Annotated in this window: 20 protein-coding genes; 6 read left to right on the plus strand and 14 right to left on the minus strand. The window is 49.2% G+C overall.

What is annotated here, in order from left to right; genetic code table 11:
* Positions 1–5 precede the first annotated feature (5 nt).
* The 3 genes from QEN58_RS05890 to QEN58_RS05900 all read right to left on the minus strand — a co-directional run bounded on the left by QEN58_RS05890 (position 6) and on the right by QEN58_RS05900 (position 2925).
* A complete protein-coding gene (locus QEN58_RS05890; protein ID WP_280106201.1) occupies positions 6–467 on the minus strand; it encodes a GAT domain-containing protein in 462 nt (153 codons plus the stop codon).
* 177 nt (positions 468–644) lie between these two features.
* Positions 645–1229, minus strand: a complete 585-nt coding sequence (locus QEN58_RS05895) for a hypothetical protein (protein ID WP_280106202.1) — start codon at positions 1227–1229, stop codon at positions 645–647.
* A gap of 703 nt (positions 1230–1932) precedes the next feature.
* Positions 1933–2925, minus strand: coding sequence for a hypothetical protein (locus QEN58_RS05900; protein WP_280106203.1), 993 nt, complete (start codon positions 2923–2925; stop codon positions 1933–1935).
* Positions 2926–3140: 215 nt separating this feature from the next.
* Between QEN58_RS05900 and QEN58_RS05905 the strand changes: the two genes are divergently transcribed.
* On the plus strand, positions 3141–3764 hold the full coding sequence (locus QEN58_RS05905) for a recombinase family protein (protein ID WP_280106204.1): 624 nt from the start codon (positions 3141–3143) through the stop codon (positions 3762–3764).
* A 280-nt stretch (positions 3765–4044) separates the two neighbouring features.
* Complete coding sequence (locus QEN58_RS05910) at positions 4045–4218, plus strand: hypothetical protein (RefSeq protein WP_280106205.1); 174 nt, start codon at positions 4045–4047, stop codon at positions 4216–4218.
* Between the two features lie 196 nt (positions 4219–4414).
* On the opposite strand, the gene QEN58_RS05915 is transcribed toward QEN58_RS05910, so the two are convergent.
* The 8 genes from QEN58_RS05915 to QEN58_RS05950 all read right to left on the minus strand — a co-directional run bounded on the left by QEN58_RS05915 (position 4415) and on the right by QEN58_RS05950 (position 11690).
* On the minus strand, positions 4415–4789 hold the full coding sequence (locus QEN58_RS05915; protein WP_280106206.1) for a hypothetical protein: 375 nt from the start codon (positions 4787–4789) through the stop codon (positions 4415–4417).
* A gap of 563 nt (positions 4790–5352) precedes the next feature.
* On the minus strand, positions 5353–6207 hold the full coding sequence (locus QEN58_RS05920; RefSeq protein WP_280106207.1) for an antA/AntB antirepressor family protein: 855 nt from the start codon (positions 6205–6207) through the stop codon (positions 5353–5355).
* Between the two features lie 219 nt (positions 6208–6426).
* Positions 6427–6915 (minus strand): hypothetical protein, encoded by a 489-nt coding sequence (locus QEN58_RS05925; protein WP_280106208.1) that lies wholly within the window; start codon positions 6913–6915, stop codon positions 6427–6429.
* A 382-nt stretch (positions 6916–7297) separates the two neighbouring features.
* Entirely contained in the window at positions 7298–7918 is a 621-nt protein-coding gene (locus QEN58_RS05930; protein WP_280106209.1) for a virion core protein, T7 gp14 family, read from the minus strand.
* Complete coding sequence (gene rnhA, locus QEN58_RS05935) at positions 7911–8423, minus strand: ribonuclease HI (RefSeq protein ID WP_280106210.1); 513 nt, start codon at positions 8421–8423, stop codon at positions 7911–7913. The genes QEN58_RS05930 and rnhA overlap by 8 nt, the downstream gene beginning before the upstream one ends.
* A 926-nt stretch (positions 8424–9349) precedes the next feature.
* Positions 9350–9709 (minus strand): MarR family winged helix-turn-helix transcriptional regulator, encoded by a 360-nt coding sequence (locus QEN58_RS05940; RefSeq protein WP_280106211.1) that lies wholly within the window; start codon positions 9707–9709, stop codon positions 9350–9352.
* Between the two features lie 21 nt (positions 9710–9730).
* Complete coding sequence (locus QEN58_RS05945; protein ID WP_280106212.1) at positions 9731–10042, minus strand: KilA-N domain-containing protein; 312 nt, start codon at positions 10040–10042, stop codon at positions 9731–9733.
* 355 nt (positions 10043–10397) lie between these two features.
* Positions 10398–11690 (minus strand): DUF6538 domain-containing protein, encoded by a 1293-nt coding sequence (locus QEN58_RS05950; protein ID WP_280106213.1) that lies wholly within the window; start codon positions 11688–11690, stop codon positions 10398–10400.
* A gap of 746 nt (positions 11691–12436) precedes the next feature.
* On the opposite strand from QEN58_RS05950, the gene QEN58_RS05955 reads away from it, so the two are divergent.
* A complete protein-coding gene (locus QEN58_RS05955; protein ID WP_280106214.1) occupies positions 12437–12727 on the plus strand; it encodes a nucleotidyltransferase family protein in 291 nt (96 codons plus the stop codon).
* Complete coding sequence (locus QEN58_RS05960) at positions 12720–13109, plus strand: HepT-like ribonuclease domain-containing protein (RefSeq protein WP_280106215.1); 390 nt, start codon at positions 12720–12722, stop codon at positions 13107–13109. Before QEN58_RS05955 ends, QEN58_RS05960 begins: the two co-directional genes overlap by 8 nt.
* On the opposite strand, the gene QEN58_RS05965 is transcribed toward QEN58_RS05960, so the two are convergent.
* Positions 13106–13885, minus strand: a complete 780-nt coding sequence (locus QEN58_RS05965; RefSeq protein ID WP_280106216.1) for a CLCA_X family protein — start codon at positions 13883–13885, stop codon at positions 13106–13108. The two genes, QEN58_RS05960 and QEN58_RS05965, sit on opposite strands and share 4 nt — an antisense overlap.
* A gap of 93 nt (positions 13886–13978) precedes the next feature.
* Between QEN58_RS05965 and QEN58_RS05970 the strand changes: the two genes are divergently transcribed.
* Complete coding sequence (locus tag QEN58_RS05970) at positions 13979–14665, plus strand: type 1 glutamine amidotransferase domain-containing protein (protein WP_280106217.1); 687 nt, start codon at positions 13979–13981, stop codon at positions 14663–14665.
* 294 nt (positions 14666–14959) lie between these two features.
* Complete coding sequence (locus tag QEN58_RS05975; protein ID WP_280106218.1) at positions 14960–15697, plus strand: glutaredoxin; 738 nt, start codon at positions 14960–14962, stop codon at positions 15695–15697.
* Between the two features lie 1039 nt (positions 15698–16736).
* On the opposite strand, the gene QEN58_RS05980 is transcribed toward QEN58_RS05975, so the two are convergent.
* Positions 16737–18086, minus strand: a complete 1350-nt coding sequence (locus QEN58_RS05980) for a M20/M25/M40 family metallo-hydrolase (RefSeq protein WP_280106219.1) — start codon at positions 18084–18086, stop codon at positions 16737–16739.
* Between the two features lie 107 nt (positions 18087–18193).
* The gene (locus QEN58_RS05985) at positions 18194–19078 is read right to left on the minus strand and encodes a LysR family transcriptional regulator (protein WP_280106220.1); all 885 of its coding nucleotides are present in this window, start codon (positions 19076–19078) and stop codon (positions 18194–18196) included.
* Positions 19079–19087 lie beyond the last annotated feature (9 nt).

Raw genomic sequence — 19087 nt, forward strand, 5'->3', positions numbered from 1 at the left:
TACCACTAGTTGCGCTTGCCCAAGCCAGGGGCACCGCCTTGGTAAATTGACGTAGTTGAGAATTCATTTGATAAAGACGAGTTTTTCTCATACCGAGGGCGGTACTCACCTTTTCTTTCGTTGCGGCATTGCTTGCACATGATTGGCTTGGGGTTCCACTCAGGTAGGTAAGCGAAAGTGGCCTCACAAAATCGACATTTGTTGACTATCCAGTCGTTACGACGCGGAGCCTTCGCTTGAACATCTCTCGGTTTTAAAGGTTTCTTTTTTGGCGAGCTAAATGGTTGTGTTTTGTGTTTGTGAGACTGGCCGGTGTTTAGGTTCTCATAACCTTTAACTTTCAGGGCACTTGCCAAGTTTTCAAAATCACTGATCGTCAGATTTTTTGTTTCCGTTTTTCCTGAAGAGCGCTGGTTTAACATGTCTTCTTTTAGCGCTGCAAGCTTTCGCAGGTTCTCTAAATCCATGCCTTTCACCCTACAATTGGGGATTCTGTCAGCATACCAGAATGTGGCTACTATGTTCCTCACGCCACAGAGCCACATCCTCATCGTTGATAGTCTTTTCCCTGCCGACCGAGAGCCTTTCACTCTGCTTTGGATCGCTTGATGGGATGCTGGATGTGGTAATTTTCAAGTATAAATCTAAGTAGTAATACAAAATCGCGCTGTAGTTAGCCTTAGCATTTCATCATAGAATTCAACTCCCTTGCGAGCTACATCGATAACATCATTTGGATCAATGGATTCATCTTTATGGCTGGTAGGTGGTCGGTACTCCACCCCACGATTGTATACCGGCAAAAGCTTCGTACGGCCTGGGTTGAACTTGATATCTAGCTCACCATCAGCTTCATACCTGGCTGTTCCCCTTCCAGTGAAATCGCCTTTTGTTATAGTAATAGGCCTCCCAGAGTTGTTCGAGATGGTTGTATTTCCTGGGACCCTGTATGTAATTTCAGCTACCGTATGCTCATCCGCCCCTCTGGCATTGATGAGGTAAGACAGCAGTGGATCTTGGCGCCTAGTTCGATCGTATTGACCTTTCCACCCATTCCACGCTGGGTGATTTTTGAAATGTGCTTGCGATTTGTTCCATACCCGCTCCAAATGATGCAGAAAACCACGCCAATGCTTCTCAAAAGCATCGAGAGAGTCAGCATTCTCCATACCTATAACATGCACCGTAGCTTCATTGAGTTCCTGCTGAGGCTTATGTGGGGGTTCCATTGCATTTCCTCTATTTCAAACTGAGATATGAAAGATAAGTAAAAATAGTATCCAGAACGATTGATCGATGCTCCAGAGTCCGTAATGAGCGTTTAGCCGCGCGCTAATGGCCTATCCTTTCCGTATGTAATGACGCTCCAATTTACTATTTTCCCACGATGTAAGTGAGATGCGAAGTAGTGAGCATTAGCCTTTCTAGAGCTATTCCCCCGACAGTACCATCATAGGTAATGGCTTTATGAGTCTAACCATTAACCGCTATATCCGAGCTGTTTGAGAGCTAAAAAAATCACCCCACCGCAAAGATGAAGGTCAATAATCAAAGGTTATCATTTTTCTTAATTCCATAGCTTTTTATTATGATTTTGGAGGCTTTCATTGACTGTCAGAAAGTCTCGCTTGACTGATGTCGGAGAGATATCAAAACGCTCTGCTGTCGCCTCAATGCTGGCGCTAATCTCCTGGCACCAAAGAGCTACATCCTCATCGTTATGGTTTTCTCACTATCCTACGCCTTACCTTTAGCTAAGGCTCGTTTGATAGTTTCGATATCGCTTAGTTTCTCGTACCAAGTAAGTAATGTTCGTTTTTGCTGGTGTTAGTTGGTCTTGCTCTTCTGTTAGCTTAAAAATCAATATTTACAGTACAATATGCCGTCTACTGAAGGTTCGTCTTTGCACTCAGAATCACATGGAACATGTCATCAGTTATTACTGTTTGGTTTAGCTATCAGATCAATAATATCTGAGAGGTCACCTGTTTTAATAAACTGTGGGCCTTCCACCTGTGAGCCTTGCAATCTCGCCCAAATGATTCTGTACTCTTGTTGATATGCGAAAGTGCAGTCTTTAAACATCGCGCTATCAATTTTTGTATTTAAAGTTGTTTCGTATGGATCGTAATAATTGATTGGCCCGTGATGAAAATACCAATTGTTGTATGTTTGACTTCCTGCTCGCTCAATACGATTGCATAGCTCAGTGATATCATTAACTACTGCACAGTGAGTTGAGCCGTTAAAATCTGAGAATAAGCTTTCATCCCATGCCAATGAAAAGCAAAGCATATGATAATCAATGCCACCAGTGGTTCGAATTAAATTTCCTTTAGTTTTAATTTCCTCTCCTAGTAGTGTAGTGATGTTAATGTTATCTCCAAGAAACACTGCTCGTTTGTATTTTTCGTCATCCGCCCTTGCTACATCATTTTCCATTTCTAAGTAAGTTTGAGCAGATGCGAACCTGATAATGCCATTATGTATGTCTTCAGCGAAGCTCTTTTTTGTGTACCGAAATAGTTTTTCAGTTTGCCCTACCTTCAGTTTAGAATATAGTTTTTCTCTACTGCTCGTGTTTTTCAAATCAGGAGGTGGTAGTACGTTGTTATTGTTTCTTAAGTAAATCTCAAATCTAGCTTGATGTTCCTTGCGTAGCCAATACCAGGTGCTATGAAAAATTCCGATAGGAATAACGCACCGCTCATCTGTATAGAAAGTAATTAAATTTCTTTTCAGCTTCTTATATCGGTCATTAAGCTCTGAGTCGCTGAGATGTTTAAGGTAACTATTAAATAGATACTCTATTTCCCAAACTTCTGGCTTGTAAATGGATTTGTCATGTTTGAAGCTCCGCATCGCTTCGTCTGTAGGATATATCTCCGGTATCTTGACGTACGGTATCCTTATTAGCTGTTTCATAATGGCCCTATAACTTTCCCTTTGCGCCTATTCGCTTTTCAAAGAATGCCAAGTTTAGATGCGGAATTCTATGGCCTCATTTGGGTACACCTCTAAGAACACATCTCTGAAGGCTGAATATTCGTATTCATATATGTGGTTTGACAACCCAAACGAACACACTTATTGTGAACATACTCAAATGAATACACGGCGATCATTAGGGAGTCTTAGGAATGTCTTTCATCCGTGCTTACCTCAGAGCATCCACAGATGACCAGAACGCGAGCCGCGCCCGTGAAGCGCTGAACATCTTCACACAAGAGAAAGGCGCTAAGGTCGCATCGTGGTATATCGAAAACGCCAGCGGCACCAAAGCCGACCGAACGGAGCTAGCGCGTCTAATAGACGACTCACAGCCTGGAGACATTCTCCTTGTTGAACAGGTTGACCGTCTGACGCGACTAATAAAAGCCGATTGGGATCGTCTCAAGGGAGCAATCCAGAGCGCTGGCCTAAGAGTAGTCTCGCTAGACCTGCCCACCAGCCATGCAGCGCTGACTGTCGATGCCAACGACGACTTCACTGGTCGGATGATTGATGCTGTAAACGCCATGCTGCTAGATATGCTGGCGGCTGTCGCTCGGAAAGACTACGAGGACAGGAGAAGGCGTCAGGCTGAAGGCATCACCAAGGCGAAGGAGCACGGACGCTATAAGGGCCGTCCGGTAGACCACGATAAGCATAGACGAATCAACGAACTTAGAGAGCAAGGCTTCAGCGTTCGTAAAACAGCGGACATCATCGGTTGTGGTATCAGTACCGTTCAACGTGCCGAAAAAAGAGCATCCGCTGACTAGGCCAAAGAAAGGAATGATACGTCAGCACACACTAAGGGCAGGGCTTGAAAAGGCTCTGTCTTTTTTCTTTTTGATGTATCCGCTATTGGCTGGGTCATCGTCAGGAGTAGGGCGCTAGAGCCAAACCGCATCTATCCTCATGTTAATCATACCAATTAGGTAATTAGTTCATTAAAATCAGTGCTTTACATTTTTATCGTATGGCTTGTAGCGTGTCTGTTGTTGGCGCTAGCGAGAGCGCATAGAGCAACCACCAACAGACAAGCAAGGAGATACACCAATGCTACTGAAGCCAGAAAACCGGGGAATTGATGTACGTATCTGCGGCATCATCATCAGGCTAGTGATTAACGATGTCTTTATACGTGTGCCGATGGTCGGGCAATTGGCCTGGAACCCTATAGACTTCTCGATGGACAAATGGTCAGTCGTCAAGCATGACGCAGTGCCTTAACCAATGAATAACAGCTTCAGAGGGATGGGTGTCCATTCGCTTCGCTCATCCCCATGGGTATCGAAAAACCGACTTTCTGATAGGCCATACGCGCTAGATAGGTGGGCCTATGGGGAAGCTCAGGCTCTCTATATCTATCAATACCCGCTCAGATTTTTATGGTGAAATAGTCCGACTCCCTACCGTCCTCCAATTGTTAAACCTCAAGAAAACCAGGGTCATTGGTATCTACGGCTTCGCCACGGACTAGCAAGAAGAACAAGACTATAGCGGTCTCCAGCACCTTAGTCTTCTCCTTGAAAGAGTCTTGAACGGAGCTTCGACACGGCCCATTCTCTTGGGACTTCCTTAGCTGGAGCATAGCCCTTCCACCAGGGCAGTCCTTCCACTGGTTAAACGTCTGGGCATCAAACCGCATTAACTCATTAAGAACAGACGGTGTGATCAGCAAGTCATTCTCAACGAGATGGACAGGCAGGTTTCTTCTGCAAACGGTCTTGTAGAGATGCCATAGCTTCGTCAGTGGGGCTTCTCCCTTCAACTTGTCTACGGATCGTACTTCGATTGTCATAGCGCCTCTCTCGCTTCTTAGTACCTCATCTCTGCAGCAGCGGTATATCTCACTACTGCTTCGCCTTCGCTTTGAGCAACAGTTCAGCATGATGGGCTTCCAAGTTAACCCCATGTTCCTGACATGCGCGAGTAACGGTAGTCTTGGAGACACCGAAGACACGACAGGTTTCCGTAACGCTAGTCCGGTTCTCCCTCCGGTAGTCAGCGATAGCCTTCCAGTTTTTCTTGAAGGAGGCGCCACCAGAAGGCACAGGTGACTTATAGGACATCCCGGCTTTACGCCAGAGTTCTTGGACATAGGCGGCACTAAGTCCGAAGTGTTCAGCAGTCTTTCGCTTGGAAGCCTTATTCTGAATACGCCACTGGATAACGTCTTGGTGATTAACCCTACATTTCGGGCCTCGATTATTCGCTATGGTCATTGTTTCTTTCTCCTTGGGTGCGTTGGCACTTACCTTGTTTTGTTATTCTCTTCGTTGTTGAAAATTACTGACCAATGACAGATGGGAGCCCATAAGGCCCCCATAATAGTTACTGTCCAGACGAGCGCTGTGGACGACATCAGGCTGCCTCAACTCGGTTTGCGGGAAGAATATACTTGGATGGGTCAACGCTCCCTCCGTACAACTGATGCACAACAGACTCGATCTGATCCCTGTCAGTCGTCCCTGTGATGAACAAGGAGGCAGCGAACTTGTAAGCATCCCGATAGGTGTGAATGTCTTGTCCGGTAAGAATGTCGCGAATGCCCTTGCCTTTGGCTCCCGGGACTTCCTGTAGAGCTTCACGCCACTCTCTAGCCCTCATCCCACTTATCACCTCGGCGACCATGCTTGTCATGTACCTCTTAGTCTCTTCAGCAAACAGCTTGGAGCCGGTAGTAGAGACAGCAGCATGGTAGACTTGGCGGTCGATCTCGGTGAGTTGGTCTTTGCGAATGGGTCTGTAGCGTTCTAGCTTGAAGCTGCACTCTTCCATGTCGCGATAGTAGGCACGGACTTCCGCTCCTTCAGAAGTACGCGCCAACATGGCCAAGTCCGAGGCTACGTCTCGGGAGAGCAGGTAGTCGGTCTTGTGCCTTCCCTTTGTCTGCTCATAAACCTTAACGATCTGGCCGGAAAAATCTTTCGCACTATTTCGTGCGGAAGTTTCTTGGTTATCCATCTCGTGGATGATGTAGTCTTCAGCCCAGCGGCGGAACCTACCGTATGGTTTTCCTATAAGCTCCCAGAGTTTCCTCGCTGAATGATCGGGAGTTGTCCTTCCAATGTCTTCATGGAACGGCAGTATCTGGCGAACCTTCATCATCCTGGTGGCTTGTTCCTCGGTGAATTCGAAGACTGACGTCAGGGTTTTCTTCGGGAGCTTGTTTAGATCAGTCTGGAGAGTACGTCCGTCGCATATTGTCTTGCTCATGCTGTTGATTCCTTATTTGTGAACACACCGCTCCGGCAAGCACACCCCCTTACCGGCCCACGAACTCCCCAACAGTAGGGAAGCCAGAAGGGCAAGCCAGAGAGGTGTGCTCACAGATACGGGTTCGTGTGAAAAATGCGTCATGCGTTAGAAGCGTTTCAGCCTTTAGAGGCTCGATAGACCTCGCGCTTCAACTTGAGTAAGCAGTTGTGTGGTCTGCTAGCTTGCCAATGGAATAGGAAGGAGTTGCCATTCGCCCTCGTCCCATGCCTCTTTCGAGAGGAGGTCTATGGGATGAATGCCACACACTTGCAGCTCGAAGTGATCCCTCGGACAGAAGTGTTCAAAGAGGAGCTTAAAGAGTTCTTCAGGTGTAAGATCCAAATCATCCAGCGCCATTTCGGTAGCGTGTTCTAGCGCAAATACATACCGAATGAAGTCTCCAGCGTGGCTAGTGGAAAGTGGGTATATATTCTTTCTAAACATATCTATATTATCAGCCTCGAAAGAAAGGCCATGAGCGGCAGCCAGTACGATAGCCTGAAGAATACCTACCGGTACTCCATGCTCAGCGAGCTTGATCTTCACTTTTTGTATTCTGCGATTACCTTTTATGAACATTTCTAGTTCAAATTCAGAAGTTTCATCCGAGAAGATGCACTCGACCGGGACTAGTTTCATTTGTGCGTCGTTAGAAAAGATGTTCATTGATTGCTCCATTTAGTGGTTCACCTCAGCGAGTCCTTCACTCTCCAATCCACAGACAAGCCCAGCGATGGGCAGCCGATGAGGTAAGAGATTGATGCTACGACAAGAGGTGTGGGATTTAACGAGTAGTTAGCCAGCGGTAAAAGCTGGCGGGGATTACCCACTGGATGAGGGGGAAGTTGTTTACTCCCCGAGTGGGTAGGTTGTTCCTAAGGTGCAGGGTAATTATTTGGTTATATCAGGATTGGTTATTCATTCGGTTTTGTTATTGTTGAGGCTGGGAGAGTACTCCCGAACCTGTGCCTGGAACTCAAAGCCTACCGGAGACATCAACACATCTCCGGCGCTTCGTCTGACAGCTAACACTCAAGAGCAACTCGAGCTACCGTGTGTAAGTCTTGTTGGCCCAGCCAGAGCCGCCGTATGGTCTCGGACTGCTGCCACCAAACGAATTATTCTGTGGTTGCAATGATGCCGCCTGGGTTACACCACTAGCGGCTGTTGACGCCATACCAGCAAGGGCAGCACCACGGGAAGGCGGCTGGCCTTTCGATACCGAGTTGATACGGTTAACCGCGGCTGTCTGACGGGACTGTTTCTGACGCTGCAACTGACCAAGAGTCCAATTCAGATTCCGGTCGATGGTCGAACGATCACGGGCAGCGGCACCACCAATGTCTCGAAGACCAAGATGTACCGTATTGCCACTGATACCGGCCTCACCGGCAGCTACTCTAGAGCGGGCCATTTGAGAGCGTGATTCCCTTGTCCTTTGTTCTTTCTCTTCGGTGGCTAACTGTTGCTCTTGAGACTGTCGAGTGTTGATGTCCCCATACTCACGGCCTAGAGCCTTATAGGTGTTCTGCCGATTCTGGGCATACATCTTGTTCTGGGCTTCTGCTCGTTGGGCAGCCGCTTCATACTGCTGCTGTTGGCCGTACATCTGTGCGCCAGTGCTCACGACCGTCATTGCTGTTACGGCTATAGACATGGGATCACACATGATCGTACTCCTTCACTGTCTCGCCTTCCGCTCCTGCTACTGCTAACTGGTCGGCCAGTTCGTTCTCTGGGTGTCCGTTGTGACCACGAACCCAATGGAACCGGACAGTGTGAATCCCTAGCAGGGCATCAAGCTGTTGCCATAGGTCTTTATTCTTAACGGGCTGCTTGTTGGCTGTTTTCCAGCCTTTGCGTTTCCATCCATGAAGCCATTCAGTAGCGCCTTTCGTGACGTATTCGCTGTCACTGGTCAGGTCTACCGATGACGGCCACTTCAATGCCGATAGCGCTTCAATGGCAGCGGTCAGTTCAGCTCGGATGTTGGTCACGTGCTTGCCCTGGAGTTTGTCAGCCAGTTTCAGGCGGTGGCCTGACGGAGTGAGAAAGACAGCCCCCCAGCCCGCTTTTGGGTTTTGCTGACCGTTATTGCTACAGGCTCCATCGGTGAAGATACGGACGTAGCTCAAGGGGCTTTCAGCGTTGGAAAGTTCCTGTGATAAGTTCATGGTTGTTTCGTCCTCATTGTCGGAGACAGACGGTTCCCTTCAGACGGACGGCCCAACAGACGGACGAAACCGCCAGTCTGACCGACTGCCTTCGAGAATGTGCTGGTAATGATGAAATGGAATAGCTCAAGGGATGAGCGGTTGGATAGCCTGGGGGGATTTGTCTATTGGCTATGTGGGATCGTGTGAAGTAGTCAACGTGGCAACGCCACCTTACTGGGCCTCAATAGTGTTAGCCGTAAGCGGATCATAGAGATGGGCCTGGGTCGTGGTTATTACCACGGTTGATTACGTTACTGTCGATGAAGCCAATAGATGATGTGGATGGTTATCTAAAAGATGAACCGAAAGAATATCTCTTTAAGAGGTAATCTCAGGTGCCAGTCTTCTAGATATCCCCGCCACCCCGTAGTCAGCCCAACGATAAACTCGTTAGGTCGCTCGGACTGCGCTCTGGGCCACCACCTCCAGAGAGTCCTTCCGCCGATCTTCAGGGCATCCAGAGACCATGTATAAGGCCAAGCTGGAAATGCTCTTCGTTGCCCACCGTGTGACCGTCCGACTGGCGAAGTCGAGCGTGACACCGATAAACAACTTGAACGGGCTGTGTCGGGTTGAACCTGTTCCCAAGCATCCCTATCAAGGGACAGTTACTAAGGTTCTCCCGAAAGCGATTAAGCTACGGTTATGACGGGGAAGAAGTAAATCTCAGTATGCCGAGCCTTCTTAGATTGATCCCCGAAGGAGCGTATGTCCTCCTTAGGTGCAGGGTAATCAGTTTGGACTTGTGCGGCTTTCTGGCGGCTTTGAAACCAAAAGCAGTAGTAATGCCCAGCTAAGCTATAAAAGCCTTTGCGTGGAAGTAAAGCCGCATTTAATAGGGGCCAGCCCAAGACATAAAGCGTTGGTCAGCCCGTTTGTGCTGGTTAGTGCAATATATCATCAAGGGTCACAGCCAGTTCCTCACCCATCTCGGTAAGATGGACGAGTTTCTTACGACGTTCTTTGGGGTCTTCCTCTGTCCACACAAGTCCAAACCCAGGCTTGTCGTATTCTTGCCACTCGGACAGTACAGCGATTGTTCTTGAGCATGTCGCTTGTGTGGTATTGGTCTGCTTTCGTAGTTCATCCATTGATACCCCTGGATTTGCAGCGACATAGGTGAAAAGGGAAGCTACCGTCATCGGTAGGTCAGAATGCAGCTTGCGAAATTCCTCCACAGCAGCCAGCGCTCGCTGCAAGTAGATTTTATTGCTTGTAGGCACGGCTTGCGGCTGACTTTCCATTATCCAGTTCCTCTTTGTGGGCTATAGGAATCGTATGCTTTGAGGTCTTCCATCACAAGCCAAGGCGAACCGAACGTCTAACCAGCGGGCAAAGAACACGGCCAACTTTGGGTGTGCCCAGGTGCCACCATGACGACCACGCTTTACCTCAAAAACGTGGGGATATCCCACCTTTTCCAATTCGGCTGTGTATTCTTTTGTGCTGGGGAGCCGGAGAAATTCTTTTACCTCCTTACCGAATTCCTTAGCGGCCATCGTCATGTTGAAGTAACCGTCTTCGCGGAATGTGAGGGTCTTGCCGTGCCACTGTTTGGTGATCATTGCGTTGCTCATTTTGATAGCTCGTTCACCAGAGCAGTGTAGTTTCAGCAAGGCCGTGGCTTAAATCATCAAAATCCGATGAATTGATCCCAGACAATGCTTGGAGTAGCTTGAATAAGGTCAGTACATGGAATTCCAGTGACTGCTACTAAATCCTGATGTGGGATTTCCCCATACAAGGCTTCTGAATATGCCTTCGTGCTGAACTAAGAAAATATCCTTATCACCCAAACGTGGGTAACTAGAACGAAGCGCACCACTACTAAATCCTTGTCCGTTAAATCTACGGATAAGGTTTCAATTTATTTTGTGTGTCCGAGTGTCGTACCTGCCAAACATTCCCGCTTCACTGTGCCTTAGCAGCTATTCACGTTGGGTAGTTAATCAGTTCTATAGCTTCCCGCTTGCTCTTCAACGAATGCCCCCCAGAGTAAAGCCCATAGGTCACCCTTGGTTTCTCATGACCGACAATATCCGCCGTGAGGTTTTCCGACACTCCGGCATCTTCGAGTAGGGTAACAACGGTCTTACGGATGGAGTGAAATACGAAGGTAGAGCCGAAGCCATGGCGGGCTTTGAGCCGCCCAAAGCGTTTACCGATGGCGTTCGACCTATCGCCATACTTATTAAAGGTGAGTCCTGATAGTAGGTAGCCGTCTTTAGATTCAGCCAACAGACGCTTTATTGTGGGCTTCAACTCGTGGTGAACAGGAATCTCACGGATCCCCGCATCAGTTTTGCTGTCGGTAACCCTTAACCTATCAGTTGAACTGTCATCCGTGCGTAGTGAGCATAACTCTTCGATCCTGGCCCCTGTGAACATCCCTAGATCAATCAGGTCTGCCAACGAATGATCCCCTCCATCCATTGCAGCACGATGAAGACTAACCACATCGATGGGGTCAAAAGGTATCCATCCTTTCGTTCCCTCGCGGGCTTTGCTGGCGCTGGAAGCTCGTTCTTGGCGAAGCACGAAAGAGGGCAGTTTGAATGGCTCACGGTCAGTTGGGGCTTTGCCTGTTTCTTGAAGGTGATGCCATACGTTTCGAGCCGTCGTGAAGCACCGTCTGACAGACGATACGCCATAGCCGTGACCGTCTTGTTCCTTCGGTGCCATGAGAGCCTTGGCCCACTTCCTGACACTCTCGGTGTTTATGGCTTCAATTACCTCGAAATAGTTTGCCATTCGCTTGGCGTCTTTCTCCATCTGTTCGACTGTTTTTTGCTTCAAATGGATATTACTTCGCCACTCTACTAGCTCTGGGGTAATAGGTGTCTGCTCTCCGAGAGCAACACTAGCGAGGCGTTGAGCGTCTTCATGATTTCCTTGAGAGTCCAGCTTTTCGGCTTTGCTGGTTATTGAACCTGCCAAGGCTTCATAGTGCTGAAGGTCGTTGCTGCGCCGGAGTTCTTCTAGCTGCTGGCGATACTCCAACACACCATCAAAAAATGATCCTCCTGGCTCATCATTCCCTTGTGCTTTGGCAATCTGGTCTTTCCATTCAGCCACCAATGCATAGGCTCTTGATTGAGCCACTCGTTTATCAGTGGTGCCCGTACTCTTAACGAAACGAATCTTGCCACCGAGTTTTGGCCGTACTTCCTTGGGGATCGTAAGCACTGCGTACCAACGGTTTGCGCGTCTCTCCAGGTGGCTCATAGTGGGCATCCAGATGGTGTATTTACCACACGAATTTACCACATGAAATGGAGGTAATGCATTGATAGTTATGTGTATCAGTCACTTATAACCGTTTGGCGGATTGTCCCTCCCCCTCCGCCACAAAATTTAAAAAAGCCCGCTGATTAATCAGCGGGCTTTTTTGTGCCTTAAAATGGGCTACGCCCAAGTACCTGCGATTATTGGCGCTATTCTAAAAAGGCAGTACGCCGCTGAAACCAACACCCAGTACGGCAACGACAACAACAACGATAACGACGATAGTAGTAGTAGACATTTTCTCTTCCTTTGAGTAACAAGCGTTGCTACAGCTTAGTCGCGATTACGCCATTTCACACGTTAGCGAATAAACTGAGCTTTCTTTCCATGATGGCAGGAAAAAAACCGGCCGGAACGCCCGGCAATGAGGTTTGCAATCACCATCTAGCGGGCGTTAACAAAATAGCAGAAAACGTTCAGCGCTTCTTCATCAATTCCAAGCTGCTAATGTTCACGCCCCAACGCCTCCCCCAATCTTCTAAAATAATCGCCAAACGCTGCATCAACTCGCTTCCGTGGCTTGCTCTGAGTGCAATGTTGAGGTTATGGATGAGTAGTTGAACCAGAATCTTTGGAAGCATGCCATACTTGATTTGATGTTATAAAATTTGCTGAAGTAGGACAGAAGCAAGCACATATATGGCTGTTCCATATAGGGTGTGCCCATGGGCAAGGAGGGGATCAACATGAACAGAGAGGAAACATTGCGCCTCTTACATGAGCACAAGCCCATATTGGCTTCGAAGTTTGATGTCAAGAAGCTTGCTCTTTTTGGCTCTATGGCCCGTGGTAGCGCTATAGACGCAAGCGATATTGATATTCTTGTCAGCTTTGATGGGCCTGCAACCTCCGCACGCTATTTTGGTCTTCAATTTTATTTAGAAGATCTGCTTGGCTCTCCCGTCGATTTAGTGACAGATAAAGCTCTTCGGAATGAATTGAGGCCATACATTGAGAGCGAGGCGCTACATGTCTGAGAAAGGCCTGGAGCGTGAATGGCGCTTCTATATTGATGACATGATCGGCTTTGCTGAAAAAGTGCTTTCCTATACAGAAGGGTTGGATCAGGTTGGTTTCCTCAGTCATGATCTCACCTACGATGCTACGTTGCGCAACTTAGAACTTATCGGTGAAGCAGCCACCCGAATCCCAGATGAAGTGCGCCAACAATACCCCCATGTACCTTGGCGCTTGATCATTGCGACACGCAATAGACTCATTCATGCATATTTAGGTATTGATGAGGATACCGTATGGAGCATTATTCAAGATAATGTGCCAGAGCTTCTCGGATATCTGGAAACGATTCGCAGCGAAAGTAAGGCGGATATCAGTAATGAAAATGATGTATCTGACTAATTTTCACGCCCCAACGCCTCCCCCAATCTTCTAAAATAGTCGCCAAACGCAGCATTAACCCGCTCCCGTTGCTTCCCTTGCGGGTAAAGACCCATCTCTGCTTCGGGGGAGGCTTTGGTGCCTTTGACTAAGAAGTGGTTGGTGATAGCGGCATCTTGTACAAAGGCTTCAAAGGCGCGGGCGCAGAGCTCTTCGGGTTTGCTGTAGTAGAGTTGACCGAGCTTTTTATCCATCTGCACCGAGTGCTTAAACAGCGCGCTGGGCTGGTCGCCTGCTGGCTGCAGCAGAATAGCCTTGAAGCACTCCATCAATAATTGATTAAGCGGGTGGGAGATGGGCGTCGCATCGGCTAGCCACGCGGTGGAAGCGAACATACCGTTGGGTATGTCACGAAAACATTTCGTGGCGATGTAGTGGTCGAAAGCGTGAAACCATTCATGGGCGATGCTGCCAGGGCCTGCGTTTTTGGCCAGCGCAAAGCTGCGTTGGCTAGGGTCGTAGTGGGCAGAAACGCCCGGTCGACCACCGCTGCCGTACTGCAGCGCTACAGAGCCACGCAGCGAAATCAACGCCTCTGGCCCCTGTAGAATCAACATAAGATCGCACAGGGCATCGTGGAAAAGCTCTGCGGCCCGGTCACGCTCAGCGTTGGTTACCCAGCGGCCAATCTCAATCGAGCGAAAATCAAACTGGCGCCGAATCAACGCAAAACTGCTTGCTTGCCCTTGGCGATGGTCTGGCCCGCTGCGATAAAAATCCCGCGCTTCAATGCTCACTTATCGTGTCTCCTTGTATTCCGCCATCCAGACCCCCACTAACTAAGCGTAACGTATTTTAATTGCTTCATTTTTCATCGCCAGGAGAGAGATATGAGCAAGCGTATTTTAGTGGTATTGACGTCTCACGATCAGTTGGGCGATACCGGTAATAAGACCGGTTTTTGGCTCGAAGAGCTGGCCGCCCCTTATTATGTCTTTAAAGACGCGGGTGCTGAAGTAACGTTGGCATCGCCCAAGGGGGGGCAGCCGCCGCTGGATCCCAAAAGTGACGCAGAGGATAGCCAAACTGATGAAACGCGCCGTTTCAAGCAGGATGAGCATGCCAATGCTGAGCTTGCCGCTACCCATCGCTTGAGCGACATGAACGCCGATGATTTTGATGCGGTGTTTTATCCCGGTGGCCACGGTCCACTGTGGGATCTCGTCGACGATGCGAACTCTATTCGCCTGATCGAAACCTTTATCGCCCAAGGCAAGCCGGTTGCCTCGGTTTGTCACGCGCCGATCGTATTAGTGAATGCGAAAGACAGCGCTGGCGAACCGCTTGTTAAAGGTCGCCAGGTAACGGGCTTTACCAACGGCGAAGAAGAGGCCGTTGGCTTGACCAATATCGTGCCGCATCTCGTTGAAGATGCCTTGCAAAAGTGCGGTGGGATTTATAGCAAAGCGGATGATTTCACCCCTTACGTACGCGAAGATGGTCAACTGATCACCGGGCAAAACCCGCCATCTTCAGCGCTCACGGCTGAGACCCTGATGGCGTGGTTTAATAAATAAGCGGTATAGATCATATGTTGGATGAAACGGCGAGGCTCTCCTCGCCGTTTCTATTTTGGGTACTGGCTAGGGTTTGTACGAAAAGTCGGCGAGCGAAGGTCAGGCAAGGCAAAAAACGGCGAAAAAGCGGAGTTTACGGGGTGTAAATGAGCATTTTGAGCCGTTTTTTAACGCCGCATGGCCGAGCGCAGTCCGTTTTCGTACAAAACCTAGATCCTGACTACCCTTATAGGGCAATAGGTTATTTATGCAAAGTAGCCACGTTCTTATAAGGGCAACAAGGAGATGAGTAACATGGAGACGGCACGCGTCTATCGGATGAAGACGGCAGAACATCTCTGTCCGTTTGGGATGAAAACGGTCGATTTGCTAAAGCGGAAAGGCTATCAGGTTGACGACCATCCGCTTACCTCCCGGGATGAAATTGATGCATTCAAGGCCCAGGAGAGTGTCGATACAACGCCACAAACCTATATCGGCGATAAACGTATTGGCGGCTATGAAGAGGTGCGTGAGTATTTAGGCATGAGCGTGCCTAGCGCGAAAGAGACCTCATATCGGCCGGTGGTGGCGATTTTTGTTACCGCTTTGCTCATTGGTCTGGCGGTTAGCTGGGTAGCCAACGGCACCTTAGTGGCAGCTCGAATGCCAGAGTATGCGGTGGCTACAGCCATGGTGCTGCTAGGTTTGCAGAAGCTGCAGGATGTAGAAAGCTTTAGCACGATGTTTCTTAACTACGACCTGTTGGCTCAGCGCTATATCCCGTACAGCTATGTGTACCCCTACGCAGAAACCCTGGCGGGGGTGTTAATGCTGGCAGGTGCTTTGATTTGGCTGGCAGCCCCGCTGGCGCTGTTTATCGGTACGGTGGGTGCGGTATCGGTTTTTAAGGCCGTGTATGTGGATAAGCGTGAGTTGAAATGCGCCTGTGTTGGCGGAAGCAGCAATGTACCACTAGGGTTTGTATCGCTAACGGAAAACATCGCCATGATACTGATGGGGCTATGGATGCCGCTGAAAATGTTGTTATAAAAATCGGCGTCAAAAATCTGCTTGGCTAAAAGGCTGTTTAAAATCCAAAAAGTCGTTATAAAACAATTTATTTCCCGCTACATATCACAGGTTAGATAAACCACCTTTTATAAAGTGCACTGTGTGCACACAGCGAAGGGAACTCGCGACAGGGAAGAACAAGCAAGGATGGCTTGTGTAACACAAGGATGCATAAACAGGATGTTTGTGGTGCAAGATCAGGGAAGATTAATGAAAAACCGGCCAAGGAATGGCCGGTTTTTTTACCCCAAAATAGATAACATATTAATTAAGTAATTATGACGTTTTTATTAACTTTTTTGTTAATTTGTTTATTAACTTTTTTTACTAACTATGCATTGCTTATGTTGATGAAAGGGCAGCTGCGCTACCAGACTACCCATGGGTTTATAACAAACCACCCTTGAACAAGCTGTTTCTTTAACAGGCATAGTGATAGTAAAGCGAGCTTAACTCATTCAGGGGGACTTCAACCGCAGTTTGACAGTTTAGACAGCGTACCGTAGTGCTATTTTTGCCGGTGCCTTCTAAACGGAAGCGGTTCAAGAACGGGGTTCTGGGTGACTCTGAGTTGCCACAATGACGACAGATGACATCCAGGCCATTGACTCTATTGGTAATAATAATATCGCGCACGCTGACCTCCTACCGGTGGGTTAGATGATGGTTCAGGCGTGGTAACGTCCGTGTAGAGCAGTATCGTTGCCGACACTTTTAAAAGTATAGCGCTGCCGGCTATATGCGCCATATAAAAAACAAAAACGTGTTTTAAATAGGTACCCTTGAGCTTGTGAAAAAAAGATAAATTTTTTTGATTTTAATAACATAGGTTAGATAAATAGACCGTTTTAAGGTTCACTGTGAGCATATACCACAAGGAAGCGGCAACAGGGAAGATTAAGCTAGGAAGGCTTACGCTCATGGACGCACAAATAGGATGTTTGTGAAGAGTAATCAAGGAAGGTTTGATAAAGCCCCAGCCAGGGAATGGCCGGGGCTTCTTTTTTATACGCTTGTTTTATTTTTTAGCTTTCTTCTTGTTTTTCTTGCTGGAGTTACTTTCTCCACTCTGGATACTCGCAGTGCTTTGCTCGCTTTCTGTATTCTCATCTTTACTGTCATCACCCTCTCTGTCCGGCTTATCGCTGCCTTGGTGAGTAAGCGGGCTTGCTTGGTCTAAGCGCGGGTGGTTATCCAGGAATTCACGCTGTAGGTCAGGTATGGCATCCAAGGCTTGCAGGGTATGCGTGAGGGCGTGAATAGCCGCCAGCACATCTTGCGTGTGGCCGGTTTCGGAGATGGTGTGCATGTTGCGGATGGGGAAGCCAATCGAGGTGGCGGCGCTATCGATAGACGCCAATACACCTGCCATGCCATCGGTACCCGTATCCACGCCGACAATATCGCGTTGCAGCGGAATGTCCTGCTCTTTAGCGGCGGTAGCGATAATCCGGTTGAGCTGTTCACTGGCAATTGAGCCCACCGCCATGGTGAAGCCTTTGCCCATTTCCAGCGGCTGCATGCGCTTGTCGCCAATACCGGGCGCAGCCACATAGTCGTGGTTTACATCGACGCCTATCAAAGCATCCGGCTTCATTTCGCCTGCCATCACGCGGCTGCCGAAACGGCCAATCTCTTCGTAGCTGGCAATCGCAAACAGTACGCGCACGTTTTGGGTACCGCCTGCTTCTGCGATCAGGCGCGCCACTTCTGCGGCCACAAAGCAGCCTAGGCCGTTATCCAGGTAAGCGCCGTAGAACGTATTAGGGCTAAAGCCTGGGCGGATAGGGCGGTCGAAAATAATCGAATCGCCGGGGCGAACACCCAAGTTCAGCACCTGTTGCTTTTTATTTTCGCCGTGGATCTGTAAATCCAGGTAGATCTGCTCTTTTTTCAGCCCTTTACTGCCATCGCGCTGGGCAGGATCGGAGAAGTGAATCGCGCCCAGTGCTTCTACCGTGCCGCCTTCAATGCAGCGATAACTGCCGGGTGCATCGGGGTCTTCGCTAAACAGCTTCACTTCATGGCCGATCAGCACGGTAGGCAGAAAGGAGTCGGTGTTGATCCAGATCTTGCCGTCTTCACCAATCGAGCGCACCTGCATACGGATTTTGTCCGCATGGCCGATGATCATGACCTTGAACATATCGTCGCGGTCAGGGTGGGTGTCCAAGACAACGCCTGCGTTGCCCTTGAACTGGTGAAGGTGCCAGCTTTTGGGCGCGAAGCTCTCAAAATGCGGTTTGAGCACGCCATAGGTCATGGCGGCTTCCAGGCCTACTGGGCTGGGGGCGGCCAGAATATCGCGCATCAGTTTGAACTGCGCGTCGGGCATTGGTTGCGTCCAGGGTTTTGCACTATCGCTCATCGTTGTCGCTCACTCATTTAGGTGGATATTCATCACCTCTAGTCTGCCAGATTCCCGCCCGACGTGTAGAGAAAGCAGTAGCAAAAACGCTGATTTGTAGAACGCCTTTATTGGTGATGCCGAATTAGCTGTTGCAGCGCGCTAGAGGCAGCAGAAGGAGGATGATGGCGGCTTAATATAATGCCTAGCTCACGTCGAATGGTTGGCTCCACCAGCGGGCGGTGTTCAATACCATCAGCGGCAATTTGACGAAAACTGAGCGAGGGCAGCACGCTAATGCCCAATCCCGCAGCCACCATGCGACCCACCGTGGCGATCTGGCGCGCATCGCACAAGATATCCAGCCGTTCGCCGACGCTCTGCATAATACGGTCAATATCCTGGCGCGAGCTGGAAAGACGATTGATACCGATAAACGGATAAGTCGCGAGCTGGCTCCAGGCCACGGTCGATTGCGTCAATAGCGGGTGCCCACAGGGGCAAACGGCGACGTAGCTATCTTCGAGTACGGGCTCAAAGGTGAGGTCGTCAGCATCGCTGGGCGGCACCGAAAGCCCCAGGTCGGCGCGGCCTTCACGCACCATTTGATTGATCTGTTCGGCCAGCACATCGTGCAGGCTGAGGTTGATGCGTGGGTAAGCCTCATGAAAAAGTTTAATGACCCGCGGGAATAATCCTGCCGCCAGAGTGGGCAGGGCGGCCACCGTTACCTTTCCGCGCTGTTTTGAAAACTGGTCGTTGAGATCCTCAAAGGCTTCATTCCAATCATTCAAAAGCCGCACGGCGACGGGCAGAAAGGCTTCGCCTTCCGGTGTTAGTGCGAGCTGGCGCGTGGTGCGTGCAAATAGTGCACCGCCCACGTTCTCTTCAAGTTTACGCAGGGCAATAGAGATTGCCGGTTGGGAAAGGTGCACCCGCTCACTGGCCTCTGCAAGGCTGCGCGAATGGGCGACGGCAACAAAAACACGCAACTGCTGGATGCTTGGATTCATTTATAAAGT

This window comes from Halomonas alkaliantarctica (genome assembly GCF_029854215.1).
GTDB classification, from domain to species: domain Bacteria; phylum Pseudomonadota; class Gammaproteobacteria; order Pseudomonadales; family Halomonadaceae; genus Vreelandella; species Vreelandella alkaliantarctica_A.